This is a genomic window from Pseudoalteromonas sp. G5_S1_54_S4 (genome assembly GCF_054968565.1).
The window spans coordinates 1-26,261 of record NZ_JBQKUL010000004.1 but is presented as its reverse complement, the minus strand read 5'-3'; the positions used below and the strand labels follow the sequence as shown (position 1 = coordinate 26,261).

The 26,261-nt window shown below is 41.1% G+C and carries 25 protein-coding genes and 1 riboswitch; of the genes, 18 read left to right on the top strand and 7 right to left on the bottom strand.

Going from position 1 to position 26,261, the window contains the following annotated elements:
- The first annotated feature begins 6 nt into the window (after positions 1–6).
- The 5 genes from parE (at position 7) to rraB (ending at position 6,540) form a co-directional block, all read left to right on the top strand.
- The gene (gene parE / locus ACTRWE_RS02720) at positions 7–1,896 is read left to right on the top strand and encodes a DNA topoisomerase IV subunit B (RefSeq protein ID WP_013465836.1); all 1,890 of its coding nucleotides are present in this window, start codon (positions 7–9) and stop codon (positions 1,894–1,896) included.
- 27 nt (positions 1,897–1,923) lie between these two features.
- The gene (locus ACTRWE_RS02715; protein WP_248533237.1) at positions 1,924–3,018 is read left to right on the top strand and encodes a PQQ-dependent sugar dehydrogenase; all 1,095 of its coding nucleotides are present in this window, start codon (positions 1,924–1,926) and stop codon (positions 3,016–3,018) included.
- Positions 3,019–3,028: 10 nt separating this feature from the next.
- On the top strand, positions 3,029–5,326 hold the full coding sequence (gene parC / locus ACTRWE_RS02710) for a DNA topoisomerase IV subunit A (RefSeq protein WP_138764489.1): 2,298 nt from the start codon (positions 3,029–3,031) through the stop codon (positions 5,324–5,326).
- A gap of 165 nt (positions 5,327–5,491) precedes the next feature.
- Positions 5,492–6,205, top strand: a complete 714-nt coding sequence (locus tag ACTRWE_RS02705) for a 1-acylglycerol-3-phosphate O-acyltransferase (RefSeq protein ID WP_036956639.1) — start codon at positions 5,492–5,494, stop codon at positions 6,203–6,205.
- Positions 6,205–6,540: a ribonuclease E inhibitor RraB gene (gene rraB / locus ACTRWE_RS02700; RefSeq protein WP_008110603.1), complete on the top strand. Its 336-nt coding sequence runs from the start codon at positions 6,205–6,207 to the stop codon at positions 6,538–6,540. Before ACTRWE_RS02705 ends, rraB begins: the two co-directional genes overlap by 1 nt.
- Positions 6,541–6,607: 67 nt before the next feature.
- Here rraB and ACTRWE_RS02695 read toward each other — a convergent pair whose 3' ends face one another.
- Positions 6,608–7,579: a zinc transporter ZntB gene (locus ACTRWE_RS02695; protein WP_033102550.1), complete on the bottom strand. Its 972-nt coding sequence runs from the start codon at positions 7,577–7,579 to the stop codon at positions 6,608–6,610.
- A gap of 532 nt (positions 7,580–8,111) precedes the next feature.
- Between ACTRWE_RS02695 and ACTRWE_RS02690 the strand changes: the two genes are divergently transcribed.
- The 3 genes from ACTRWE_RS02690 (at position 8,112) to ACTRWE_RS02680 (ending at position 10,551) form a co-directional block, all read left to right on the top strand.
- Positions 8,112–8,534, top strand: coding sequence for an ATP-dependent zinc protease family protein (locus ACTRWE_RS02690; RefSeq protein WP_008110607.1), 423 nt, complete (start codon positions 8,112–8,114; stop codon positions 8,532–8,534).
- A gap of 66 nt (positions 8,535–8,600) precedes the next feature.
- Complete coding sequence (gene rimK / locus ACTRWE_RS02685) at positions 8,601–9,506, top strand: 30S ribosomal protein S6--L-glutamate ligase (RefSeq protein ID WP_008110610.1); 906 nt, start codon at positions 8,601–8,603, stop codon at positions 9,504–9,506.
- Positions 9,493–10,551 carry a succinylglutamate desuccinylase/aspartoacylase family protein gene (locus ACTRWE_RS02680; RefSeq protein ID WP_008110612.1) on the top strand — a complete coding sequence of 353 codons (1,059 nt, stop codon included), beginning with the start codon at positions 9,493–9,495 and terminating at the stop codon, positions 10,549–10,551. Before rimK ends, ACTRWE_RS02680 begins: the two co-directional genes overlap by 14 nt.
- A 98-nt stretch (positions 10,552–10,649) precedes the next feature.
- Here the strand turns inward: ACTRWE_RS02680 and ACTRWE_RS02675 are convergent, their stop codons facing one another.
- From ACTRWE_RS02675 to recQ, 4 genes are all read right to left on the bottom strand, one after another.
- Positions 10,650–11,225, bottom strand: coding sequence for a mechanosensitive ion channel domain-containing protein (locus ACTRWE_RS02675; protein WP_013465831.1), 576 nt, complete (start codon positions 11,223–11,225; stop codon positions 10,650–10,652).
- A 65-nt stretch (positions 11,226–11,290) separates the two neighbouring features.
- A complete protein-coding gene (locus ACTRWE_RS02670) occupies positions 11,291–13,009 on the bottom strand; it encodes a BamA/TamA family outer membrane protein (RefSeq protein WP_033102551.1) in 1,719 nt (572 codons plus the stop codon).
- A gap of 128 nt (positions 13,010–13,137) precedes the next feature.
- Positions 13,138–13,422: a DUF3630 family protein gene (locus ACTRWE_RS02665; RefSeq protein ID WP_008110618.1), complete on the bottom strand. Its 285-nt coding sequence runs from the start codon at positions 13,420–13,422 to the stop codon at positions 13,138–13,140.
- Positions 13,423–13,429: 7 nt separating this feature from the next.
- A complete protein-coding gene (gene recQ, locus ACTRWE_RS02660) occupies positions 13,430–15,253 on the bottom strand; it encodes a DNA helicase RecQ (protein WP_462879463.1) in 1,824 nt (607 codons plus the stop codon).
- A 151-nt stretch (positions 15,254–15,404) separates the two neighbouring features.
- On the opposite strand from recQ, the gene ACTRWE_RS02655 reads away from it, so the two are divergent.
- Both ACTRWE_RS02655 and rarD read left to right on the top strand, forming a co-directional pair.
- Positions 15,405–15,860 (top strand): thioesterase family protein, encoded by a 456-nt coding sequence (locus tag ACTRWE_RS02655; RefSeq protein ID WP_028835656.1) that lies wholly within the window; start codon positions 15,405–15,407, stop codon positions 15,858–15,860.
- Positions 15,861–15,911: 51 nt separating this feature from the next.
- Positions 15,912–16,832: an EamA family transporter RarD gene (rarD, locus tag ACTRWE_RS02650; protein WP_350606837.1), complete on the top strand. Its 921-nt coding sequence runs from the start codon at positions 15,912–15,914 to the stop codon at positions 16,830–16,832.
- Between the two features lie 5 nt (positions 16,833–16,837).
- Here the strand turns inward: rarD and ACTRWE_RS02645 are convergent, their stop codons facing one another.
- Together ACTRWE_RS02645 and ACTRWE_RS02640 are read right to left on the bottom strand one after the other, a co-directional pair.
- Complete coding sequence (locus tag ACTRWE_RS02645) at positions 16,838–18,070, bottom strand: GGDEF domain-containing response regulator (RefSeq protein ID WP_350606840.1); 1,233 nt, start codon at positions 18,068–18,070, stop codon at positions 16,838–16,840.
- 85 nt (positions 18,071–18,155) lie between these two features.
- Entirely contained in the window at positions 18,156–18,530 is a 375-nt protein-coding gene (locus ACTRWE_RS02640; protein WP_128583161.1) for a MaoP family protein, read from the bottom strand.
- An 89-nt stretch (positions 18,531–18,619) separates the two neighbouring features.
- Between ACTRWE_RS02640 and ACTRWE_RS02635 the strand changes: the two genes are divergently transcribed.
- From ACTRWE_RS02635 to ung, 8 genes are all read left to right on the top strand, one after another.
- Entirely contained in the window at positions 18,620–19,489 is an 870-nt protein-coding gene (locus tag ACTRWE_RS02635; RefSeq protein WP_016900557.1) for a LysR family transcriptional regulator, read from the top strand.
- Between the two features lie 163 nt (positions 19,490–19,652).
- The gene (locus ACTRWE_RS02630) at positions 19,653–20,585 is read left to right on the top strand and encodes a porin (protein WP_350606843.1); all 933 of its coding nucleotides are present in this window, start codon (positions 19,653–19,655) and stop codon (positions 20,583–20,585) included.
- A gap of 49 nt (positions 20,586–20,634) precedes the next feature.
- Positions 20,635–20,772: riboswitch (cobalamin riboswitch) on the top strand.
- 74 nt (positions 20,773–20,846) lie between these two features.
- Positions 20,847–21,659: an ABC transporter ATP-binding protein gene (locus ACTRWE_RS02625; RefSeq protein ID WP_350606845.1), complete on the top strand. Its 813-nt coding sequence runs from the start codon at positions 20,847–20,849 to the stop codon at positions 21,657–21,659.
- Between the two features lies 1 nt (position 21,660).
- Entirely contained in the window at positions 21,661–22,671 is a 1,011-nt protein-coding gene (locus ACTRWE_RS02620; protein WP_350606848.1) for a FecCD family ABC transporter permease, read from the top strand.
- Complete coding sequence (locus tag ACTRWE_RS02615) at positions 22,671–24,152, top strand: cobyric acid synthase (protein ID WP_138623697.1); 1,482 nt, start codon at positions 22,671–22,673, stop codon at positions 24,150–24,152. Before ACTRWE_RS02620 ends, ACTRWE_RS02615 begins: the two co-directional genes overlap by 1 nt.
- Positions 24,145–24,744, top strand: a complete 600-nt coding sequence (gene cobO / locus ACTRWE_RS02610; protein ID WP_016900538.1) for a cob(I)yrinic acid a,c-diamide adenosyltransferase — start codon at positions 24,145–24,147, stop codon at positions 24,742–24,744. Before ACTRWE_RS02615 ends, cobO begins: the two co-directional genes overlap by 8 nt.
- Positions 24,744–25,592: a cobalamin-binding protein gene (locus tag ACTRWE_RS02605; protein ID WP_462879461.1), complete on the top strand. Its 849-nt coding sequence runs from the start codon at positions 24,744–24,746 to the stop codon at positions 25,590–25,592. The genes cobO and ACTRWE_RS02605 overlap by 1 nt, the downstream gene beginning before the upstream one ends.
- Complete coding sequence (gene ung / locus ACTRWE_RS02600; RefSeq protein ID WP_462879460.1) at positions 25,589–26,251, top strand: uracil-DNA glycosylase; 663 nt, start codon at positions 25,589–25,591, stop codon at positions 26,249–26,251. The genes ACTRWE_RS02605 and ung overlap by 4 nt, the downstream gene beginning before the upstream one ends.
- Positions 26,252–26,261: the final 10 nt, after the last annotated feature.

The following is a 26,261-nucleotide window of genomic DNA, read 5'->3' as shown; positions in this document are numbered from 1 at the left end:
AAAACTATGACTCAACAAAATTATAACGCCGAAGCCATTGAAGTACTTAATGGATTAGAGCCGGTAAAACGCCGCCCAGGCATGTATACAGACACATCGCGCCCCAATCATTTAGGCCAAGAGGTTATTGATAACAGTGTTGATGAAGCAATGGCCGGGCATGCGACGCGTATTGATGTCATTTTGCATGAAGATAACTCACTTGAAGTGAGCGATGATGGTCGGGGGATGCCGATAGATATTCACCCTGAAGAAGGTATTCCTGGGGTTGAACTAATATTCACCAAATTACACGCAGGTGGTAAATTTTCAAATAAAAATTACCAGTTCTCTGGTGGTTTGCATGGGGTAGGTATCTCGGTCGTTAATGCGCTATCTACCCGTGTGGAAGTAACGGTTCGCCGTGACGCACAGCAATTTAGAATGGCTTTTGAGCATGGCGATAAAGTTGAAGATTTAAATGTTATTGGCTCAGTGGGTAAACGCAATACCGGTACTACCGTGCGCTTTTGGCCAGATACCAGCTATTTTGATTCTGCTAACTTTTCACTGACTAAGCTTAACCATTTATTAAAAGCCAAAGCGGTACTATGCCCAGGTTTGCGTATTAAGTTTGTAAATAAACAAACGAAAGAAACCCAAGAGTGGTTTTATGAAACCGGCTTAAAAGATTACTTAGTAGAAGCAGTTAAAGGCTATGAAATACTGCCTAAAGACCCATTTGTAGGTGAGTTTTCAAGTTCTATTGAAGGCGCTGATTGGGCCGTTGTATGGATGCCTGAAGGCGGTGAGTCAACAGCCGAAAGTTATGTAAACTTAATTCCTACCGCACAAGGTGGCACCCACGTAAATGGCCTGCGCCAAGGGCTTTTAGAGGCGATGCGTGAATTTTGTGAATTTAGAAACTTATTACCACGTGGTGTAAAGCTCACCCCAGATGATATTTGGGAACGTTGTAGTTATGTATTGTCGGTAAAAATGCAAGACCCACAATTTGCAGGGCAAACCAAAGAAAAACTCTCATCACGTTCATGTGCTGCGTTTGTATCGGGTGTCGTAAAAGATGCTTTTAGCTTATGGCTAAATGAGCACACTGACACTGCAGAGTTACTTTCTGAATTGTGTATTTCAAATGCACAGCGTCGCTTACGCGCGGCTAAAAAAGTAGTTCGTAAACGTGTTACTTCAGGCCCTGCATTACCAGGCAAACTGACCGATTGTAGTGCTGCTGATAATGACCGCACAGAATTGTTTTTAGTAGAGGGTGATTCAGCGGGTGGCTCAGCTAAACAAGCGCGAGATCGTGAGTTCCAAGCAATCATGCCACTAAGAGGTAAAATTTTAAATACTTGGGAAGTAGAATCAGGGCAAATTTTGGCCTCTCAAGAAGTGCATGATATTTCAGTGGCATTGGGTATTGACCCCGATTCAAGTGATTTATCAGGGCTGCGTTACAATAAAATATGTATATTAGCGGATGCTGACTCGGATGGACTGCACATTGCCACTTTATTGTGTGCCTTATTTGTGCGCCACTTCCCACAATTGGTAAAAACTGGGCATGTGTATGTTGCTATGCCACCGCTGTTTAGAATTGATATTGGTAAAGATGTTTATTACGCGCTTGATGAAGATGAAAAAACCGGTATTTTAGCGCGTATAGAAGCAGAGAAAAAACGCGGTAAGGTAAACGTGCAACGCTTTAAAGGCTTGGGTGAAATGAACCCGCTACAATTGCGTGAAACAACCATGGATCCAAATACCCGTCGATTAGTGCAGCTAACACTTGATGAAGAAGAACAAACAATGGAAATGATGGATATGTTACTTGCTAAAAAGCGTTCATCAGATCGCCGCCAATGGCTTGAAGATCACGGTAACAAAGCACAAGTTTAATAAGCCTTTGGGCTACAGGAGAGGCAAATGAAAAGACTATTTAGCACACTGTTGTTACTCTGCTTTATGTCATCGCCAGTGATGGCGAAAAATATTCTCGACAAGCTGACCGCTGCCCCAGGGTTTGAAATAAGCTTATTTGCTGATGATGTTGAAAATGCTAGGCAAATTGCAGTATCAAGCCGAGGTATAGTGTATGCAGGGTCGCGTAATGCGGGTAATGTGTATGCATTGATTGATCATAACAGCGATGGTGTGGCAGATAAAAAAATAGTGATTGCAGAGGGACTGAATATGCCCTCGGGTTTAGCGATTAAAGACGGTGACTTATATGTCGGTGAAGTGCACCGTATTATTCGTTTTAAAAATATCGATAAGCACCTCAAAAACCCTGAGTATGAAGTGTTTTATAGCGATTTACCGTCAGAGCGTCACCATGGCTGGAAGTTTTTACGCTTTGCGCCAAACGGCGAGCTGATTATTCCGGTGGGTGTTCCCTGTAATATTTGCGAGGAAGATCCTCGGTTTGGTCGTATTTTTTCGTTAAACACCGACACCAAAGAAATAACCACTTTAGCCAAAGGTGTGCGCAATACTGTAGGCTTTGACTTTCACCCTAGCACGCAAATGCTATGGTTTAGCGATAATGGCCGTGACATGATGGGGGATGATATTCCACCCGATGAGCTAAACCGCATCACTAAAGAAGAAGAGCATTTTGGTTTTCCATACGTGCATGGCGGCGTTATTGTTGATCCGGAGTTTGGTGAAGGCAAAAACATTGCTGACTACACTCAACCTGCATTGGCATTAGGTGCGCATGTTGCGCCATTAGGTATTCATTTTTATACCGGCAAGCAGTTCCCTGATAGCTATAAACAACAGTTATTTGTAGCTGAGCACGGTTCATGGAATCGCTCTAAAAAGGTCGGTTATAAAGTGGCAGTGGCAACTATAGAAAATGCCAAGGTAACAAAGTATACGCCACTGATCACCGGCTTTATGCAAGACGAAACGACATTTGGACGCCCTGTTGCATTTGCACAATTAAATGATGGCAGTCTATTGGTAAGCGATGATTACGCAAACGTAATTTACCGCGTAAGCTATAAGAAAAACTAGGTAAGCTTTAATGAGTGATACAGATACCTTGCTAATGCAAGGAATTGAACAGCAAACAATGGGGCGTTTTACCGAAGACGCCTATTTAAATTATTCAATGTACGTGATCATGGATCGTGCCTTACCGCACGTTGGTGACGGCCTAAAACCAGTGCAACGTCGTATTATTTATGCGATGAGTGAGTTGGGATTATCGGCAAGTGCTAAATACAAAAAATCAGCCCGTACCGTGGGTGACGTATTAGGTAAATACCATCCTCATGGTGATAGTGCCTGTTATGAAGCCATGGTACTTATGGCGCAGCCGTTTTCTTATCGCTACCCGTTAGTTGATGGTCAAGGTAACTGGGGTGCAGCAGATGATCCGAAGTCGTTTGCGGCAATGCGTTATACCGAAGCGCGTTTATCTAAATTCTCTGAAGTATTACTTAAAGAGTTAGGCCAAGGGACTGTTGATTGGACGCCAAACTTCGACGGCACCATGGATGAACCATTAGTATTGCCATCGCGCTTACCGCATATATTACTTAATGGTGTCACCGGTATTGCTGTGGGTATGGCAACCGATATACCGCCGCATAATGTGCGTGAAGTAGCCAGTGCCTGTTGTTTATTACTTGATAAACCAAAAACAGAACTCGAAGAGTTATTGGATTTAGTGCATGCGCCTGATTATCCAACTGATGCTGAAATAATTACGCCTAAAGCTGATATTCACAAAATTTATAAAACCGGTCGTGGCTCAATTAAAATGCGCGCTGTGTATTGTGAAGAGCAGGGCGATATCGTTATTACTGCGTTACCGCACCAATGTTCGGGTGCAAAAGTACTTGAGCAAATTGCAGCGCAAATGAACGCTAAAAAGTTACCAATGGTGGCTGACTTACGTGATGAGTCTGATCACGAAAATCCAACCCGTATTGTGATTGTGCCGCGTTCAAACCGAATTAAAGCTGAGCCATTAATGGCGCACTTATTTGCCACCACCGATCTTGAAAAAAATTACCGCGTAAACTTAAACATGCTGGGCTTAGATGGCCGTCCACAGGTTAAAGATTTACGTAGTATTTTAACTGAATGGTTAACCTTTAGACGCGAAACAGTACGTCGTCGCTTGCAATATCGACTTGATAAAGTACTGGCTCGATTACATATTTTAGAAGGTTTACTGGCTGCCTTTTTAAATATTGATGAAGTTATAGAAATTATCCGCTCTGAAGATAAGCCTAAACCATTATTAATGGAACGCTTTGAGTTAACCGATATTCAAGCGGAAGCCATTTTAGAATTAAAACTTCGCCATTTAGCAAAACTTGAAGAGTTTAAAATTCGTGGTGAGCAAGACGAATTAGCCAAAGAGCGTGACAAATTAGAGCAAACATTAGGCTCAGACCGTCGCATGTCGACGTTGCTTAAAAAAGAAATTCAAGAAGCCGCAGAAATGTATGGCGACGATCGTCGCTCACCTGTTATTGAGCGTGTGGAAGCCAAAGCACTGAGCGAAAAAGATTTAATCCCTTCAGAGTCTGTGACTGTTGTTTTATCTGATAAAGGCTGGGCACGTGTTGGTAAGGGGCATGACTTAGATGTAGAAGGGTTAAATTACCGTGCCGGTGATGGCTATAGAGCATCAGCGCGAGGTAAAAGTAATCAACCTGCGGTATTTTTAGATTCAGCAGGGCGTGCATTTGCGACCGATGCGCATAGCCTTCCTTCTGCAAGAAGCCAAGGCGAGCCTATGACAGGGCGCTTTAACTTAACCTCAGGCGCAAGCTTTGAGCACGTAGTTATGGGTGAAGACGCTCAAGTATTGCTAATGGCTTCTGATGCCGGTTATGGCTTTATTACTGACTTTAAAGATTTAGTCAGTAAAAACAAAAACGGTAAAGCCTTAGTGAGTGTGCCAAAAGGTGGTGTGTTACTTTCGCCAATTCGCGTGAATGACGTTGCCAGTGATTACTGTATGGCAATTTCTAACGAGGGACGAATGTTGTTATTCCCACTGCGTGATTTACCTAAGCTAGGTAAAGGCAAGGGCAATAAGATTATTTCTATTCCGGGCGCTAAAGTACAAGCGCGCGAAGAGTTTGTAAAAGTATTAGCTGTTGTGCCGCAAGGGAGCAGTGTTACGCTGCATGCAGGTAAGCGTAAATTGACGCTTAAACCAAGCGACCTTGAGCATTACCATGGCGAGCGAGGCCGCAGAGGGAACAAGTTACCTCGTGGTTTACAGCGCGTTGATGAAGCCGTGGTAGAGTTAACACCTCAGCAAGTTGATGAGCCAAATTCAGATACTGAGCAAAGTTAAAACACTCGGAAAATTAGACTAAATTAGATAACGGCTTACTTAGGTAAGCCGTTTTTTATGACTGTTTTATTTCAGCGAACGCTTGTGCGCTATTTTCTCGTCTGCGCAACAAAATAACGTTATAATAAAGCAATACATGATTGTGGTTATATTGGAGAGGCGCACTTGCTAGCTGTTATACGTATTTTAATAATGCTGTTGTTTATATTATTAAGTTGTTTTTTTGGTTTGTTGTTATCAATATTTAGACCATTTCATCCTAATAATGTGCACGTTATTGCAAGTTGGTTTGGCTCAATGGCTAAAATGCTTGGGGTTAAATTAGAACTAAAATATCACCCTGATGCGCTTAAGGTGGGGCCTGCTGTGTATGTAGCGAATCATCAAAATAGCTACGATTTATTTACTATTCCAGCCATGGTACCAAAAAATTGTGTGAGCGTTGGCAAAAAAAGTCTTAAATGGATCCCATTTTTTGGGCAGCTTTATTGGTTGTCGGGTAATATTTTAATCGACCGTTCAAATCGTTCAAAAGCTGCTGGCACAATCTCAAAAGCAGCGGCTAAAATAAAACAAAAAGGCTTATCGGTGTGGATGTTCCCTGAGGGGACGCGTAGTTATGGTCGTGGTTTACTCCCCTTTAAAACCGGTGCATTTCATACCGCAATGAGTGCAGAGGTGCCTGTTGTGCCAGTATGTATGAACACAACCGATAAAACCATTAAACTAAATCGCTGGGATAATGGTACAATTTACATTGAAATGTTAGCCCCCATAGCACTTGATAACAGTATCAGTGCCCGTGAACATGCTAAAAGTGTGCACAGTGTTATGGCTGCTAAAATAACAGAATTAGATGCTCAAGTGAGAGAGAAATAATGGAAAACTGGCGTGAAATAAGTGAAGACATCGTAACTTCACTACTTGAAGATGGTTCCGATCCAGAAATTCTTTATGAAGTAGAACACCACTTTGTATGTGAAGACTTTACTAAGTTAGAACAAGCGGCATTGGCTGCGTTTAAACTAGGTTACGATGTAGAAGAGCCAGCAGAACTTGAGCTTGAAGACGGTGAAAAAATTTGGAGTTTTGACATTGTTGTTGAAGCCGAGTTAGATGTCGACGTGATAATGGAAGACGTTGACAAACTCGCGCAACTTGCTGTTGAATGCGATGTTGAATACGACGGTTGGGGCACTTACTTTCAAGAGTAAAGATTACCAATGCAAAAGGCGAACAATATGTTCGCCTTTTTTGTGCCTTGTTGGATCTGTATTGTAATTACAGCCACTTTTTATTTTTAAAGTAAATACCAATCCCACCAGTTAAAACAATTAAAAACACCACAAATGCAGTGAATGCATAGGGGCTTTCTGTTCCAGGTATACCGCCGACATTGACCCCCAATAATCCAGTTAGAAAGCCCAGCGGTAAAAATAAAGCAGCCACCACCGACATTACATACATCCGCTGATTTAATTGCTCAGAGACCTGATTTGTAATGGTTTGTTGGATAACAAGTGCGCGCTCTATTGAACTATCGAGCTCTTCTAAATAGCGAATAAGTAAATTGGTGGTTTCATTTAGCTTGGCTTTATCATCGTCAAAAAGCCATGGGTAATGATTATTAACCATGCTACTGAGTGCTTCTTTTTGTGGTTTTAAGTAACGTTTTAGCGCGATGGTTTGACGGCGAAGTTGCGACAAGCCTTGATTATCAAACTTTTTACTGGGCTCATCAATTTCCTCTTCAAAATTATCTAAGCTTTCATCTAGCTCATCAATTACTGTTTGCATACGTGAAGTGAGCTTGTGCGCTAATGTACACACCAATTCAGAAATACTGCATGGCCCCTCATTATTATTCAACGAGGCTAGAATATCTTGCACTGATAATAATCGGCGCTTACGCGTGGTGATCACCACATCGTTATTTATAAATAACCGAATAGATACCATGTCTTCAGGGCTTTGTGCTGGGTTTAAGTTGATCCCGCGTAAAAATAACATATGGCCATTAGTTGTTGGCGTTATTCGTGGACGCGTTTCATCAGCAGTGAGTGATTCCAGTTCATAGTCGTTTAACAGCCCGCAGTTTTTTAACCAATCCACCGCATCTGTTTGGCTGTAGTCCATATGCACCCACAGTTTTCCATCAGTAGGTTGCCATTGGTGTAATTGCTTGCTGTTTTCTATGGGGCGTGCACCGCCTTTTTCATCAAGAATAAGCGCATGAAGTAAGCCATTAATCATAATAATTTCTCATCGATAGTATATTTTTAATACAGTTAACTGTAATGTATTTAGGATCTGTTTATCTTTCAAGGTTAAATTTGCAGCAGTCTATTTGGTATTTAGGCAAGGCAGAGTGTGGTTATTCCCCATAAATAGGCGATAACACAACATCAATGCCAAATAGGCGCTGCCCGAAGGGTTCTGCCTAGGGGCAATTAACTCTTTGTTGCTCGATTTTTACTTAGCCCACTAGGTTACAAACCTCGTGCCGCGATTAAATTGCCCCTAGTTTAAACAAATATTAATTCGCAAAGGTCAACAGACCCTAGTTAAATAAATAAAATTTAGCTTTACTTTGTATATGTTAAACTGAGTTTAGCAACAAAAACTTATGCTTTAGCCTATGGTTAAATGCATACGTAAGAGCTGCATTGTTAAACGAGTTAACTTAAAAGGTCAATCAAATCGGCTTATCGAGTAGATTAATTTATTTTGTTGGTGTTTTATTTGCTGTAGCGTATAAAACACTTTTTTTACTAAGGGCACATTTATGACGACAAAAATAACAGTTGGTTGGCGTGAGTGGTTGAGTTTACCCGAGCTGGGCATCGAGCAAATTAAAGCAAAAATAGATACCGGTGCACGTACTTCCTGTATTCATGCAATTAATATTGAAGAATATGAAGTGGAAGGCGAAAAATGGGTTAAATTTATAGCCCAACCATTGCAAGAAGACGAGCAAACGCAAATTACCTGCAATGCCAAAGTTAAAAAAATGAAGTACGTTACCAGCTCTAGTGGCCAAAAAGAACTGCGTTACTTTATTGAAACTACATTACATGCTGGCGAATTTAGTTGGCCAATAGAAATTACATTAACAAGTCGTGCGTCAATGAAGTTTAGAATGTTATTAGGACGCACAGCTATGGAAAATCGTATAGTCGTTGATCCGGCTTTATCACATTTATTATAAGAATTCGTTGAGTAGCAAACATACTTATATGTGCTTGCTCAACATAATTTAGTTAAGGTTTTAACTATGAAAATTGGTATTTTATCTCGCAACAAAAATTTATATTCAACGCGTCGTTTAATTGAAGCGGCTGAGCAACGTGGTCATGAAGTAAAAGTGATTAACGCGCTACGTTGTTATATGAATATAAACTCAGATCAACCTGAAATCCATTACCGCGGCGAAAACCTAAAAGATTTTGATGCCATTGTTCCGCGTATTGGCGCATCAGTTACTTTTTATGGCTGTTCTGTATTACGCCAGTTTGAAATGATGGGTGTTTATCCGGTTAATGAATCTGTGGCTATTTCTCGTTCGCGCGATAAATTACGTTCTCTACAATTATTATCACGCAAAGGCGTAGGCATGCCAGTAACAGGCTTTGCTAGCAAGCCAGATGACGTAAAAGACTTACTCGAAATGGTAGGTGGCGCACCGGTCGTTATTAAGCTACTTGAGGGCACTCAAGGTATTGGTGTGGTACTTGCTGAAACACGTAAAGCGGCTGAAAGTGTTATTGAAGCGTTTATGGGTTTAAAAGCCAATATCATGGTACAAGAATATATTAAAGAAGCGGGTGGTGCGGATATTCGTTGCTTTGTACTCGGAGATAAAGTGATTGCTGCAATGAAACGTCAAGCACAAGAAGGTGAGTTCCGCTCAAACCTTCACCGTGGTGGTAGCGCTACACTGGTGCGTATTACGCCAGAAGAGCGTAAAACAGCGGTTGCAGCGGCAAAAGCAATGGGCTTAAACGTTGCTGGCGTTGACTTACTTCGCTCATCTCGTGGTCCTTTGGTTATGGAAGTAAATTCATCGCCAGGTCTTGAAGGGATTGAAGTGGCAACAGGTAAAGACATTGCGGGCATGGTGATTGATTTCATCGAGAAAAATGCTGCAAGTAAAGGAACGGCAACTCGTGGCAAAGGTTAAAATTAACCGACCTTTCACCCTATTAGGTGAAAGTATTGGTGTAGGTGAACGTAAAACACTCGCGCTAGAAGCTGCAAAGCTTTACACCCATTCACCGCTTAATATTCCTATTGAAGTGGTTAACGGTGTAATGGAAGGCCCTGTATTGATGGTGTGTGCGGCTATACACGGCGACGAACTAAATGGGGTTGAGGTTGTGCGCCAGTTACTGGCTAAAATCGACCCTAATCAGCTTCGTGGTACATTAATTGCGGTCCCGATTGTGAATGTATTTGGTTTTATTCATAAATCGCGTTATCTACCCGATCGCCGTGATATGAACCGAAGTTTTCCGGGGTCTGAGCGTGGTTCATTAGCAGGTCGCATGGCGTATATGTTTTTTAACCAAGTAGCTGTGCATTGTACGCATATTATTGATTTGCATACGGGGGCGATTCACCGTACTAACTTACCGCAAATTCGCGCTAATTTAGCCGATGAAGCAACAGCGCAAATGGCTAAAGCCTTTGGTACGCCTGCGGTTATAGATGCGTCATTACGTAATGGCTCGCTGCGTAGTGAAGCCGCTAATTTAGGTATACCTGTTATTACTTATGAGGCGGGTGAAGCACTGCGCTTTGACCCTATTGCGATTGCTGCAGGCGTGCAAGGGGTTGATTATGTTATGCGACATTTAAAAATGATACGCGGTAAACGTCCTAAAAAACTGCCTGATCCTGTGATTGCAAGCTCCACTAGTTGGGTGCGTGCTGAAGTAGACGGCATAGTAAGAGCGCAAGTATCGTTAGGTGAGCGAGTAATGAAAGGGCAAGTGCTTGCTTATATTAGCAGTCCGCTTGGCGATTCAGAACTTGAACTCCTTGCTCCTCGAAGTGGTATTATTATTGGCCAGCAAACTATGCCACTGGTAAATGAAGGCGATGCCGTATTCCATATTGCTTATTTTGCGCATGCAAATAGTTTGGTAGAGCAGCAGTTAGAAACGTTTATTGATGAGATAAATGATTTAGATGATGAGCTGAAAACGGCTGAACTAAATAATTAATACCAATTTGCTCAATTAAGTGAATTGGTATGACTCTATCTGTAGATATAAAAAACCGCCTTAGTTTTAAACTAACGCGGTTTTTTAATAGGTGTTGTTTAGCTACGCGGTTTAGGGCCAATAATGCGTTTAATTTTAGGCGCTTTTGTTGGTTTAGGCTCCGTATTAAGCACTAACACCGGGCGGGTAACAAATAAGTTATTAGGGTAAATCACTCTGTGGCCATCAACGTGTTCGAGTAAGACATTCATCAGCCCCATTTCAATAATACGCCCTTCAATGGCGTTGGCTCCATCCACAATTCTTACCCAATAGCCTACACGGCAGTCATTTTGAATAAACATCAGTAAAAACGCGGTTAAGTTACTCAGCAATGACCACGCCGCAAATAATGCAACGCCTAGCATGGCAAATAAAGAAGAGCCTAATACCAGTAAACCACGCAGTTCTATTCCCCAAAAAACTAATACTAAACACAGCATCACAAAGGCGAGTATTATTTTTAGTAGTAGCTCTGCACGGTACTTTCGGTGTAAATCGATTTTACCTCTGATAGCTTTTTCGAGTAATTTTTTAGTTACTTTTAATAGTAGCGGAAAGCTCAAAAGGGCAATCACGGTCACGATAAGTTTATATTGTGTGCCCAAAAGCTCTAAAAGGGTGATTAATTCCAAAATGTATTCTCACAATAATGATAGGCGCAAAGTGTAACGTTTAACGTAGGCGCGCAGTAGTGATTTTAAAAAGAATTTTTGACGCTGAGCAGCCATTGTACCGAGTCAACATCATCATATTTATTTAGCGGCGCGGCTATATCAAGGTGGATCATGGTACCTGCATTGGCACGACTTGGCGCAAGGCGCAAACCTAAGCCCACATTTTTTAGCACTGGGGTGTTCTCAACTTGATACTGAGTGTTCGAGTCGTTGTTATACCAAGCTCGACCGATATCTAAAAAGGCCGCCCCTCCCACTTTAAACAGCTGTAGTAAGTCATATTCCCAGTAATAGCGCTTTTCTAAACTGACTAAAAAACTCCGATCCCCATGTTGAAATTCCATAGGATAGCCACGAAGTCCAGTTTCGCCCCCTAGGGTGAGCTGTTTATCATTAGTGAGGTTTTTTGCGTATTGCAGCCTTGCTTTTACATACCAAGATTGATCAATACTGGTATTTAAATAATATTGAATTTGGCTAGTAGTGAGCAAGTTTTCGAGCTGTTTTTTCTCGTTATTCCAATAGCCTTGAATATCTGCATGAAAACGCCAAAGGGTATGGTTAGTGCTAAAATGGGCTTTGTTAAAATTAAACGAGTACACAGCGCGGCTATCGTCGTTACTCATTGATTCATCGGAGTAGCCCAGGGTGGCTTTGATATTCCAACCTAAATTTAAATCCTCAGTACGATAAATACTGTCAAAGTTACGTACTTTTATAAAGTTATCTTCAAACCAATGGCCGCTGATGTAGGGGTAACTTAAGCTTCTGTTTTCAGCCACTGCTGTAGTGGTAGAATCAATCGCTTTGAAAGTGTGTTGCTCATCAATATAACCAAGGCTCAAGCGCTGGGTCCAGTTATGACTAAGGGCTTTAGAATGGCCAAAAAATACCTGGTTTAGGTCGGTTTTTTGTTCAAACTCACTAAACTTTTCACCTCTGATGTATAAGGCTTCTTCTCGTTGGGTTGAGTAACTCAGGGCGCCATAACTATAGGGCGTATCTATGGCATAAAACGGGTAGGTTAGTTCAACTAAATGACTTTTGCCGTCGCTGTTGTCGGCATACTCTAAACGCCCTCGGTAGCGAGTTGATAAGATATTAGGATCATCGTAAACAAATAAATAACCATTTCGGTCACTGTCTGTTTTACGTGCAAACGATAACCGTTTGCCCCAACCAAATAAGTTAGATTCGCGAAAACCAATACTTGATTTATTTTCACCACCACTTCGGCTAAAACTAAGTTCGGGCAGTAAAGTCCATAAGTCTCGAGTAATTACTGTTACATCAATATTTCCATCACAATTTTCGTCAGCAATAATTTGTGCATCATATAAATAACTTTGTTTTCTCAGTAACCGCTCAGATTCGGCCAGCGCTTTTGGATTAAAGGTATCGCCTGACTTAAACAGTAAAATACTCTTAATTACCTCAGGCTCGGTTTGTATGTGCGCCCGATTGGCAAAACGAAATAATGCATTGTTCTCAGCCTCTAGTTCAGTATTAAATACATTAAGCTGTTGCAAAGTGATGGAGGCAATTTTAGTGTTACTTTGTGCTGTGAGTGTTGGAGTTTGAGATGTAATTTGACGACGCAAATTACTTTCATGAGTTTGTGATGAGTCGTCACTAGGGCAGCTTTGGGCTAGTGGCGCTTCGTGCGCGCAAACGCTGAGCATAAACATACTCGAAATAGAAAGGCTAAAACAACTACGTGCAATCCATTTTCTATTTAACATTGACCCTCTTTAGCGCTATTTTGCAAAATAAAACACTTACTCTTAGCTTACATCATTGTTATTGATATGTAAGTAAAAGACAGATTTAGTTTTATTTTTATAGCGATTATAAGGTATTAGCTATGCATTTAAGTTAAATAAAATGTTAACGCTGCCAATAGGTTGTCGGCATCTTGTCCTTCACCATTAATCCACACACTTTGGCTGTAATGCTCAAAATTTAAATTAAATGTGTGGTTAGCATAGTTAAAACGCAGTTGATGACGATCTGCCCCAGCGGCATACTCATTAATGCTAATTTCATCGCTGTGCAAAAATAACGTTCCCCACAATTCAAAGTCTTCATCGTGCGGCAGCTCTGTCGGTTTAATAATAATACATTGATGTGTGTGATCGTATTCAAGTTCGGTCATAAGGGGCTTATTGCGTTGCTAGGTAATGTCGAATTGCGGTTAAAAACTCACCGCCATACTTGTTTAATTTAGTAAAACCAACCCCCGACACTTTTAAAAATTCACTGTCGTTAGTGGGCATAAGCTGCGCCATTTCGGCTAGCGTTTTATCGTTAAATACTACATAAGGCGGCACATCATCGGCATCGGCTAACTCTTTACGCAATGCACGCAGGCGAGCGAATAGTTTTTTATCGTAATTAAACTGCGCTAACTTATCCTGATAAACGTGTTTAGCTTGTAAGCGAGGCTCGGCCAATTGCAGCGCATATTCACCTTTTAAAATAGCGCGTGCAGCTTCAGTTAAACGCAATGAAGCGCCTTGGGTTATATCTTGGCTTAATAGCCCTTGATGAATAAGTTGGCGTAAAATACTAAGCCAAAATTCACTGCTTTTATCTTTACCTATGCCATAGGTACTAAGTTCATGGTGATTGTTATCACGAATGCGGCTAGTATTCGCGCCGCGTAATAACTCTACAATGTAACCCAATCCAAATCGTTGTTGCGCGCGATACACACACGAAAGCGCTTGCTGTGCGACTAATGTGCCATCAAAACTTTTAGGTGGATTTAAGCAAATGTCACAGTTCCCACAGGGCTCGCGTTGGTACTCACTAAAGTAGTTCAATAATATTTGACGACGACACGTTTGTGCTTCGGCAAAGCTGGCCATGGCATTAAAGCGCTGCTCTTCTACGCGGCGGCGTTGTTCATCGTCAATATCTTCAAAAAAGCGTCTAACTCGGCCTATATCGGCAGGGTCAAAATACATGATGGCCTCTGCAGCCAGTCCATCTCGTCCAGCACGGCCTGTTTCTTGGTAATAAGCTTCAATACTTTTTGGAATGTCGTAATGCAGAACAAAGCGTACATTAGGCTTGTTAATTCCCATACCAAAGGCAACGGTGGCAACCACAATTTGAATATCGTCACGGGCAAATCCGGTTTGCACAAACTGACGTTGCTCGTTACTCATTCCCGCATGGTAAGCGGCAGCATTAAGGCCTGCATCAGCAAGCTTTTCAGCTATATCATCAACACGTTTACGACTGGTGCAATAAATAATACCACTTTGATTTTTTTGCTCTTTTAAATAACGCAGTAATTGCACCATAGGTTTAAATTTTTCTTCTATGGTGTAACGAATATTAGGGCGATCAAAACTGCCGGTATGAATGTAGGGCTGTTGTAGCTTGAGTTGCTCAACAATATCAAAGCGAGTCGCTTTATCGGCAGTGGCAGTGAGTGCCATCATAGGCACATGTGCAAAGCGTTGTTTAAGCTCATTTAAACGAAAATAATGCGGTCTAAAATCGTGACCCCAATGAGAAACACAGTGTGCTTCATCAATAGCAAACAAGCTCACATTTAAATGAGAGAGCCGCTCTAAAAAGTCGCGTTGTAGCACTTTTTCAGGAGCTACATAAAGTAGCTTTATCAGCCCTTGATGTAGCTGTTGATATACTAATTGTCGTTCTTCACGGGCTAAACTGTTATTGATATAAGCGGCTTTTACGCCCAATGCTTGTAATTGGGCAACTTGATCTTGCATTAAAGAGATCAGCGGCGAAATAACAATGGTGACTCCCTCTAATACCAACGCGGGTATTTGGTAACACACCGATTTACCACCACCGGTGGGTAGTAATACTAATGAATCTTGGCCATTAATGGCGGCATCAATTACTGCACTTTGACCGTCGCGAAATTCACTGTAACCAAACACTTGTTTGAGTACAGTTTCGGGTTTACGCACGAGCGTATTAGGAGAAGGAGTTAGTGTATTCATCGGCGCTATTTTAGTGGTTTTTTATCAGGATGTCTTTAGCTTTCATTACTTGGTACACACATCTGTAGTGATAAACTAAAATCTGCAGGGGGTTACAATAGCCTCAAGCTGTGCTTTACTCATCGTACCACTGAAAACATAGAGAATAATAATGAATAAAGAAATGTTGATCGATCAAGTAGGTGCGCTGTTTGTTAATAACATGCCCTTTAACCAGTTTTTAAAAATAGCAGTAGAGTCACTTAGTACTGAACAAGCTAAAATATCATTTCCTTGGCAAGACGTATTAATTGGTAATCCGGCGCAAAAGATTCTTCACGGTGGAGTGATTTCTGCGGTGCTCGACAATGTAGGCGGAATGCTTGCTGCAGCAAGTGTAATAGGAAAACTAGATGATGCCGACTTACCCAGTGTGCATAAAAAGTTAGCAACACTGGGCACCATAGATTTACGTACTGATTATTTACGCCCAGGTAAAGGGGAGGTATTTATTGCCAGCGCCACACTTATTCGCTCAGGAAATAAAGTGTGCGTGTGCCGAATGGAGTTACATAACGAGCAGTCGGTACAAATAGCGTTTGGAACGGGCACGTATTTAGTTGGCTAAAAAGTGAGAGGGGGTTAAACTTACGGCCTTTTAAATCATCAAGTGGTTACTATGTCGATTGATACCGAGCAGCGAAAGGGCGCCATTTTTGCCTGCCTCGCCTTTTTTATGTGGGGCCTAGCACCCATTTATTTTAAGATGATCCAACATGTATCAGCATTTGAAATTTTAATGCATCGTGTTATTTGGTCAGTGATGTTTCTTATTTTGGTGGTGAGTGTGCTCAACTACTGGGATAAAATTAAACGCATTTTAATCCAACCTAAATTAATTCTGATGCTAGTTGTTACCTCGACCTTATTGGGGTTTAACTGGGGGTTGTTTATATGGGCTATTAATAACAACCACATGCTAGATGCCAGCTTAGGCTACTATATCAATCCTTTGTTAAATGTATTACTTGGTATGGTGTTTTTAAACGAGCGGTTACGTAAGTTGCAAGGAGCTGCTGTTGCCTTGGCTTTTACAGGTGTTTTATTACAGTTAATTAGTTTTGGTTCATTTCCGGTTGTGGCATTTTCGTTAGCGACTTCTTTTGCGTTATATGGCCTATTACGTAAAAAACTACAGGTTGATGCCCTGCCTGGGATTTTAATTGAGGCATTAATATTATTACCGGTGGCACTGACCTATTGGTGGTTAATGGCGCCGACTGAAACGTCTAATTTACCAGCGAATGATTGGCTAACTAATGCGCTATTAGTAAGTGCAGGTATAGTGACTACACTGCCATTGCTGTGTTTTACCGGCGCAGCTAAGCGATTGCAATACACTACGCTTGGTTTTTTTCAGTACATAGGGCCTAGCTTAATGTTTATTTTAGCAGTGGTGTTTTACGATGAGGTGTTTGATGCTGAGCGTGTAATTACCTTTGCCTGTATTTGGAGTGCACTGGCTATTTTTAGTTGGGACTCATACCATCAATCGCGTAAACGCAGAAAAGCAGCCATTGTCGCCTCAGGTGTGGTTTAGTTAAACTAAACCACTTTATTACGACCCGACTCTTTGGCTTTGTAGAGCTTTAAGTCGGCTTGTTTTAATAACTCGTCAATTTGATAGGTTTCACTGTAGCTGAAGCCTATCGACAGCGTAAACTTGATTTGTGCTTGGCTAAACTCATGGCTATTAAGCTCAATAAATAATCGAAAACTTTCTAGTCGTTTTAGCGCTTCTTGTTTGGTCAGTTCAGTAAAAAATACCGCGAATTCTTCTCCGCCTAAACGGGCAACCAATTGGTTTTCAAAATATTTATTAAAGCATATCGCAAGCCCTTTAAGAACTTCATCTCCGGCATCATGGCCATAGGTATCATTAATAGCTTTAAAATGGTCAATATCAAGCATAGCTAACATGGCTGGTGCTTTTGCTTTTTTAAACTGCTTTAATGACTTATTAGCCTCTTCAAAAAAGTAACGGCGATTAGGGAGTTTAGTTAAATAGTCAGTATTGGCTTGGCGCTTTATAGTTTCGATATGCTCTAGCATATCGACGTTTTGGCTTAACCTGCAGTAAAATTCTTCACTATTAAAAGGTTTATACAAGTAGTCATTTGCCCCATTTTTTAAAAATAAGGCAGACAAATTAGACGATGTAGCGCCTGAGATACCAATAATGGCTTTTTCTTCATTACTATAAATGCGCCTAATTTCATTACACAGTTCAATACCGCCCATATTAGGCATTTCTTTATCTATGATAATCACAGAGATGTCAGGGGTATTTTCAAGCTCTTTAAGTGCCTCTAGGCCATCGGCTGCTTGTAATATTTGGTATTTATGACGCGTTAATAAATTACAAATATATTGGCGTGTAGACGCTGAGTCATCAACAACCAGTACTTTAACTTGCTTATTGCGAGGTAGGCGATAAAGCTGCTTTTCTAAATATTCGTAAGCTTGTTTATTGCCTTTGATAATGTAATCAATAATAGGGTACTTTTCGACGGTGTCGCGAGTTTGATTATCGATATTGCCAGTCATAACAATGGTAGGGATATCTGCTGCAATCGTGCAGGGAACCGCTTCCCCTTTCGGGGCATCAGGCAATATAAAATCAACGACTGCGCAAAAATAAGCATGTTTACTTATTAGCTCTTTAGTCTCAGCCAGCGACTGGGCAATATCAACTTCATAGCCAATTTTTTGCGCGATATGCTTTTGCACTCGCGCAATAGTGGGGGTGTCTTCAACAATAAGTATTCTGTGCGTCACGTGGCAGCCTGTTTAAATTTTGCAAAAGTGTTTGCTTATACAAGTTGTAACTGCTAAAACGCCAAAAAGCAACTATTGTAGTGACTTATAGATTGTCTGCCTCAGAATAATAATCTTGGCTTATTGGTGTTGGCCCTGAAATTTTTGAGCGTCCAAATAATGTATGGAATTTTGTTTTGCAGGTTGTTAACTTTAAATATTTAACCCATGCTCGTTCAATTGGGTTACTTGGCTCTATTGCGCCACTAACCGCATTTACAAATTGTTGCTGATGTTCGTTTTGTGGCTCAACTGTTTTGTTATACAGGCTTTTTAAAACAACACCATGCTGCTCTAAAATACTTGCCTCTAACAGGGTAAAGTGTCCGCTGCGGCTAAATCCGCGTGGAAAATTTTGGTCATCATAAAATTGACGTTGACTTACGAATGCTTGACGAAGTAGTGAAATATCATTGCTCATAGCTGTACCCTCATACCAATTATTAGCTGGAGTATGGGACATAATCGCTATTTTTTTAAACAAAAAATTTTTATCGTGAGGATAAAAAATTGGACATAGATTTATTAAAAACATTTGTTGAAGTGGTGCGTACTCGCCATTTTGGTAAAGCGGCAGAAAACCTATACATAACGCAGTCTGCGGTGAGTTTTAGAATTCGCCAACTAGAGCAGGGCTTAGGCGTAAATTTATTTATTCGTCAGCGTAATAATATTCAACTCACGGCCCCAGGTGAGCGTTTGTTACCGCATGCGCAAATGATTATTACTGGGATGCAAAGAGCCAAAGTGGATGTTGCACTTGCAGATAATATGCATAAGCAAATTAGCTTAGCTGGTACGCCTAATATTTGGGATGCATTTTTACAGTTTGGTATTACAAATATTGTATCGGCGATGCCTGGTGTATCGCTGGTGGCAGAAGTGAAAGCGCAACAAGAAAGCACTCGCTTATTGTTGGAGCGTACGCTTGATTTAGCTATTTTGTTTGATCCCCCTAAAGTTGATGAACTTGTGGTTGAACGTATTTGTGAACTGCCTATTATTCCGGTGAGTGGTTACGATACGGCAACCAGTGATAACTTTTTTGATAATCAATATGTGTATGTTGATTGGGGAACCACGTTTTCTCTTTGGCATGCGCGTCAGTTTACCGGTAAAACACCGCCTTATTTTAGAACCAGTACAGGGCGTATTGCGCTTGATTTAATACTGCAATGTGGCGGCAGTGCGTTTATTCCACAGGTATTAGTTAAAGATCATTTAGAAAAAGGCGAACTTTTTCATGTAAAAGGGGTAGAAAATACCTCAAGAGATGTATTTGTTGCCTATCATAGAGATAACGAACAGAAAGAGCTGATAGAAACCTTGGTTAATTTGTTAACGCAAATGACACCGAGTTTATTGAAACAAAGTAAGTAGTCGGTAGGCAGTTTATTTTACATGTTATTTTGATTTCAGATTTAATGCAGTTTTATTAATTTAAAAAGACAAAAATGTGTCCTTTGTAATATTTTTGTCATTTAGTGGTGACACACTGCTGCTGTTTTAAAAATTAGTCTTTTGTGATTATCGAGGAAATAACATGAAATTTGCAAAATCGAGCTTATGCTTAGCCCTACTTAGTGGTTTATCTTTTAATACACTTGCAGAGGTAGATATTTACGGTAAAGCAAATGTAACCGTTCAATCATCTGACGATGGTGAAGGATCGTTTACTGAAATTAAAAGTAATGCATCTCGTTTCGGACTTAAAGGGTCTGAAAAAATTTCAGACGGTTTAGAAGCGGTTTATAAGTTTGAATTTCAGGTCGATGTGTCTGATGCCGATTCTAAAGGTGATGACGACAATATTTCAGCGCGTAATCAATATGTGGGCTTTAAAGGCGGATTTGGTCAGGTTGTGATAGGCCGAAATGATACCGCGCTTAAGCAAGCGCAGGGGAAGCTAGATCTTTTCAACGATCTTGAAGAAGGTGATATAAAAAATACCTTTAAAGGTGAAAATCGTTTAGGTAACTCAGTATCTTATGCTTCAAACTCATATGAAGGTTTTAAAGTATTAGCGTCATTTATTGCAGAAGACGACGTAGATGCCAAAAATGGCTACTCAGTGGCGTTAACTTACGGTGATGCAGGCCTTAAAAAGAGCGCAGTATATGCTGCCATTGCTGCTGATAGCGAAGTCAATGGTTACGATGTAGTGCGTGCAACAGTTCAAGGTAAAATTGAAGATTTTAGACTTGGCGCAATGTACCAAACACAAGAAAAAGTAGATGGCAGCGCTGAGGCTGACGGTTACTTAGTGAATGCAGCTTACCTTATGGGTAGCAACACTTTCAAAGTGCAATACCAAACAATGGATTTTGATGACAGCGATGATAAAAGCGCGATATCGGTAGGTGTTGACCATAAACTAAACAAAAACCTTAAAGTATTTGGTTTTTACTCAAGCTTTGATATGGACAGCAATGTTGACCAAGATTACCTAGGTTTAGGTATGGAATATAAGTTTTAACTAAACCTTAGTTAAAACACTCCCTTTTAACCGCACTCAGTTGAGTGCGGTTTTTTTTGCTTTAAATTATTTACTTATCTGCGCATAATAGCCAAGCATTTGGAATGAGGTGAAACTCCTCAACTATACCCGTAACTGTAATCAGTTTTACTGTAAGTCAGATACAAGTGCCTTAAAACTTCATATAACGAGCGGGTTAACTCATTTTCTTTTTGGTACTTGTGGTACTGAGTGTGGGTTTTCCCTGCCTAGGATAATTTTTTGCACACTCAAACCGCTAAAAAAACTGCACTTCTAACCGTTAATAATGTCTCTTGGCGAGTGGGTAACACCTTAATCCTTGAGCATATTAATTTGAGTATTGAGCGTGGCAAGTTTGTTGGCTTAATTGGTCCTAATGGTGCGGGAAAATCGAGTTTACTGCGTTGCTTGTATCGATTTAATCAGCCGTCAGCGGGAGAGGTTAAATTTAATAACACCGATATTTGGCAGCTAAAAAGCGAAGACTATGCCAAGCAAGTTGCGGTAGTGCTACAAGAAACACCGTCGCAATTTAATCTCTCGTTATTCGATGTTGTAGCTCTAGGGCTTACCCCGTATAAAACGCTATTTAGCTCGACCACCCAAGCAGATAAACAAAAAATAGCTCAGGCTATTAGTCATGTGGGGCTTGAATCTCATAGTACTCAATTATTTGATTCGCTATCTGGCGGTGAAAAGCAACGAGCCTTTATTGCCCGCGCTATTGTGCAGCAACCGCAACTTCTTATTATGGATGAACCAACTAGTCACCTTGATGTGAAATATCAAATTCAACTGATGGAGCTGGCTAAATCTTTAGGTATTACGGTATTTGCGTCATTTCATGACTTAAATTTAGCTGCTGCTATGTGTGATGAGTTAGTGGTTATTAAAAATGGAAAAGTTGTTGATGCAGGTAAGCCAAATAAAGTGGTCACTGAGCAGATGCTGGATGAGGTGTTTGGCGTTTGTGCACAAGTGAGCACTCACCCTCAATCAGCAGCTTCGGGTGAGGCTATTCCTCATATTACTTATTATTATGGATACCAATAATATGACGGTTTTTTCTAACCATACCGTTGCATTAATCGTTGCGCTACTATGCGCACTATTAAGTTTATTTATTGCACTGAGTTTTGGTGCGGTACCTACGTCGCTAGCAGATGTATATCAAAGCTTAACCTTTTCAAACGAGGCTTCATTTACCAGCCGTATTATTATTGAATTAAGAATGCCACGTACTTTGCTGGCTTTTTTAGCCGGTAGTGGCTTAGCGATTGCAGGTTTAATACTACAAACAGTCACCCGTAATCCCTTAGCTGATCCTTATTTATTTGGTATTTCGTCTGGTGCTTCATTAGGGGTGGTTATATTAATGTCCTTGGTAGGAGCTGGGGCGGGTATTGCACTATCTGGGGCGGCATTAACCGGCAGTTTAGTTGCGATGGGGTTATTAATTTTAATTGCAGGTAGCCAGCGCAACGCTCAAGTTGAGTCGATGTTATTGGCAGGGGTGGCCTTATCATTTTTATTTAGTGCTTTTACTAGTTTGTTACTTTATTGGAGCGATCCACAAGCAGTCGCGGCTATTTTATTTTGGACTTTAGGTAGTTTTGCTAGAGCACAGTGGCAGTCGCTGCTGTTACCTGCCTTAGTCATTATGGCATGTACAATAATCATGTTGGGTTTTAGGCGCCAGCTTAATGCGATGTTGTTAGGCGATGAAAGCGCGACAACGCTTGGTGTTAGGGTGCATCGCTTTAGAATTTTAATGCTTATTTTAAGCTCGTTGATCACGGCCGTATTGGTTGCTAACTGTGGCGGAATTGGCTTTGTTGGCTTAATGGTGCCGCACATAGTGCGCTTTTTTATCTCTCAAGGTAGCCGTGTTGGGTTATTAATGACCGGATTAGTCGGGGGCATATTTATGGTATGGGTCGATGTGCTTGCTCGCTCACTATTAAGTAATCAAGAGTTGCCAATCGGGGTGATCACGGCGGCTATCGGCAGTCTATTCTTTTTAAGTATATTGTATTTTCGTAAGCGCCAGCTGGTGGTTCAATAATGAAAACACTAATGGTACAAGGCACTACCTCAGATGCGGGTAAAAGTACCCTGGTTGCAGCACTTTGCAGAGTGTTTGCTAATCAAGGTGTTAATGTTGCGCCGTTTAAACCGCAAAATATGGCGCTTAATAGTGCCGTAACTCATGATGGCGGTGAAATTGGTAGAGCACAAGCATTACAAGCCGTTGCGGCAAAAGTTGCACCTGAAATAGACTTTAACCCGATATTACTCAAACCCAATAGTGATACCGGCGCGCAAGTTATTATTCATGGTAGGGCTATTAGTAATATGGAAGCCGACTCTTACCATGACTACAAAAAAGTGGCTATGGAAGCGGTATTAACCTCGCATAACCGTTTAGCTAAACGCTTTGACTTATTGTTGGTTGAAGGGGCTGGTAGCCCAGCTGAAATTAACTTACGCGCAAACGATATCGCCAATATGGGCTACGCCGAAAAGGTCGATTGCCCGGTTATTATTATTGCTGATATTGATAAAGGGGGTGTGTTTGCTCACCTAGTAGGGACTTTGGCGCTATTAAGCGAATCAGAGCAAGCACGGGTAAAAGGCTTTGTGATTAACCGTTTTCGTGGTGACATTAGCCTATTACAAGGCGGGTTAGATTGGCTTGAAGAGTACACCGGTAAACCTGTGTTAGGGGTGTTACCCTACCTACACGATTTAGCACTTGATGCCGAAGATGCCGTTGCCATAGATAATAATGTGACCGAGGCCAGCATTAATATTGCGGTGCTGCTAGTGCCTCATATTAGTAATCATACCGATTTTGATGCACTGCGATTACACCCAAATATAAATATAACCTATGTGCGCCATACTCAAACAATTCCTGATGTTGATTTAATTATTGTGCCTGGCAGTAAAAATGTACTTAGCGATTTGGTATTTTTAAAAAATGAAGGCTGGGATCAGCAAATAAAACGCCATTTACGCTATGGTGGCAAAGTATTGGGTATTTGCGGCGGTATGCAAATGCTAGGTAATACGATTTGTGACCCTAATGCGGTGGAATCATCATTAGGGCAAATAGCTGGGTTAGCGCTTAGTGATTTTAATACCATTTTAGGTGAGCAAAAAGTGCTAAGCCAAGTAAATGCAATACTCAATTTAAACCAGCAGCAGGTTGCTTGTCAGGGTTACGAAATACATGCTGGGATCAGTAAAGGTCAAGCGCTCAACAAACCACTTATTCGCTTTAATAAACACCCAAATGGCTTTGAAACTGATGGTTTTATTAGTGATGATAATGCTATTGCTGGTACTTATTTACATGGCTTATTTGACAACGCAGCCGCTACAGAGCTGCTATTAAAGTGGCTAAAACCAGACAGTGAAATTAGTGGTATCAGCATCAATGAGCATCGCGAGCGCCAGCTAGAACGCCTCGCTGAAATGTGCCAAACACATTTAAACATTGAACAAATTATTAAAATTTACCAAGGACATAACAATGACTGAATCAACAAACGACAAGCACCAACAGCGCCAGCAAAAAGTAAAAGAACAAGTTGATGCTCGAGTAGCAGCGGCACAGCAAGAAAAAGGCATTTTTCAGGTTATTACTGGTAATGGCAAAGGTAAATCAACCTCTGGTTTTGGTGTGGTTGCACGCTGTGTTGGCCATGGTAAAAAGGCCGCGGTATGTCAGTTCATTAAAGGTACATGGGAATGTGGTGAGCGTAATTTACTACAAGGTGCTGGAGTTGAATTTGCTGTTATGAACACAGGTTTTACTTGGGATACGCAAAATAAAGAGGCCGATACTGCGGCAGCACAAGCAACATGGCAAGAGTCAAAGCGGATGCTAAGCGACAGCAGTATCGATGTGGTATTACTCGATGAGCTCACCTATATGGTGACCTATGGCTATATCGACCTTGAGGAAGTGGTTGCTGCAATTAACAACCGACCTGTAATGCAATCGGTAATTATTACTGGTCGTGCTGCGCACCGTACCTTAATTGAGCTAGCCGATACCGTAAGTGAAGTGCGTAATGTAAAGCATGCGTTTGAGTCGGGCGTAAAAGCACTAAAAGGCTTTGATTACTAATGTTAAAACGCATTGTTCTTGGGCTGTTATTGTTTGCTGTTTATGTACCTCAAGCCTTAGCCGACAAGCCGCTTCGTATTGTGGCTTTGGCACCACACATAGTCGAAAATTTATATGCCATTGGGGCGGGTGATTTAATAGTGGGTACGCTAGATTACGCAGATTACCCACAAGAGGCGACTAAAATTGAGCGTATCGGCGGCTATAATGGCATTTCTATCGAAAAGTTACTCATGCTCAAGCCTGACATGGTGATTGCGTGGAAAAGCGGTAATCAGGCAGAAGATTTGGCACAAATTAAGCGACTAGGGATTGAATTGCATTTAAGTAATCCACGCTCTATTGAAGGCGTTGCTAAAGAAATATTAAAACTAGGTCAATTAACCGGTCATATTGAGCAAAGTAAAAAAGTAGCTGAGACATTTACGGCCAAACTCAACGCAATTAAAGCCACACAGCATAATAAAACCATGCTTACTGGGTTTTATCAGCTGTGGCCAGAGCCTATGATGACGGTATCAAAAAATACATGGATAAATCAGTTAATCGAAACCTGCCAAGTAACCAATGTATTTGCCGACAGCGACACAGATTACCCACAAATCAGCATTGAAAACGTGATAGTGACTAAGCCACAAGTTATTATTATTCCTGATGAAAAATCAAAACGGGTAATACCTACAGTTAATTGGCAGCAATGGCCTGAAATTCCGGCGGTTAAATATGAGCAATTTATTAGCGTTAACGCGGATTTGTTACATCGTTTTTCCCCTAGAATGCTTGATGGGTTAGCACAAATGTGTGACAAAATTGAGGTATCTAGAGAACTTATTAAGAGTCAATTATGAGCAACTGGTCATCTTTTTTAAATCACGAACTTAGCCAAGCATATATGCAGCAAACCCTTGAATATGTTGCGAATAAACGATCAAACGGTATTGCTGTGTTTCCACCAGAACCGCAGGTGTTTAACGCGTTTTATGCAACTCCACTTAGTGACATTAAAGTGGTTATATTAGGTCAGGACCCTTACCATGGAGAAGGGCAAGCGCATGGCTTGTGTTTTTCTGTATTGCCTGAAGTTAAAAAGCTCCCGCCTTCACTTAAAAATATTTATAAAGAATTAGTGACTGACATTAATGGTTTTATTACACCGGAGCATGGCTATTTACAAAGCTGGGCAGATCAAGGTGTGTTTTTGCTTAATACCGTACTAACAGTAGAGCAAGGGCAAGCCCATTCCCATAAACATTTAGGTTGGGAGCAATTTACCGATAACGTAATTACTCATATAAATGAGCATTGCCAAGGAGTGGTGTTTATTTTGTGGGGCGCACATGCACAAAAAAAAGGTAAAAGTATTGATCGCCAGCGCCATCATGTATTGTCTGGGCCGCACCCTTCACCGCTTTCAGCGCATCGCGGCTTTTTTGGCTGTCAGCACTTTTCAAAAACCAATGAACTGTTAATAGCGCAAGGAGCACTGCCCATTAATTGGCAAGTATAGGGTAATTGGT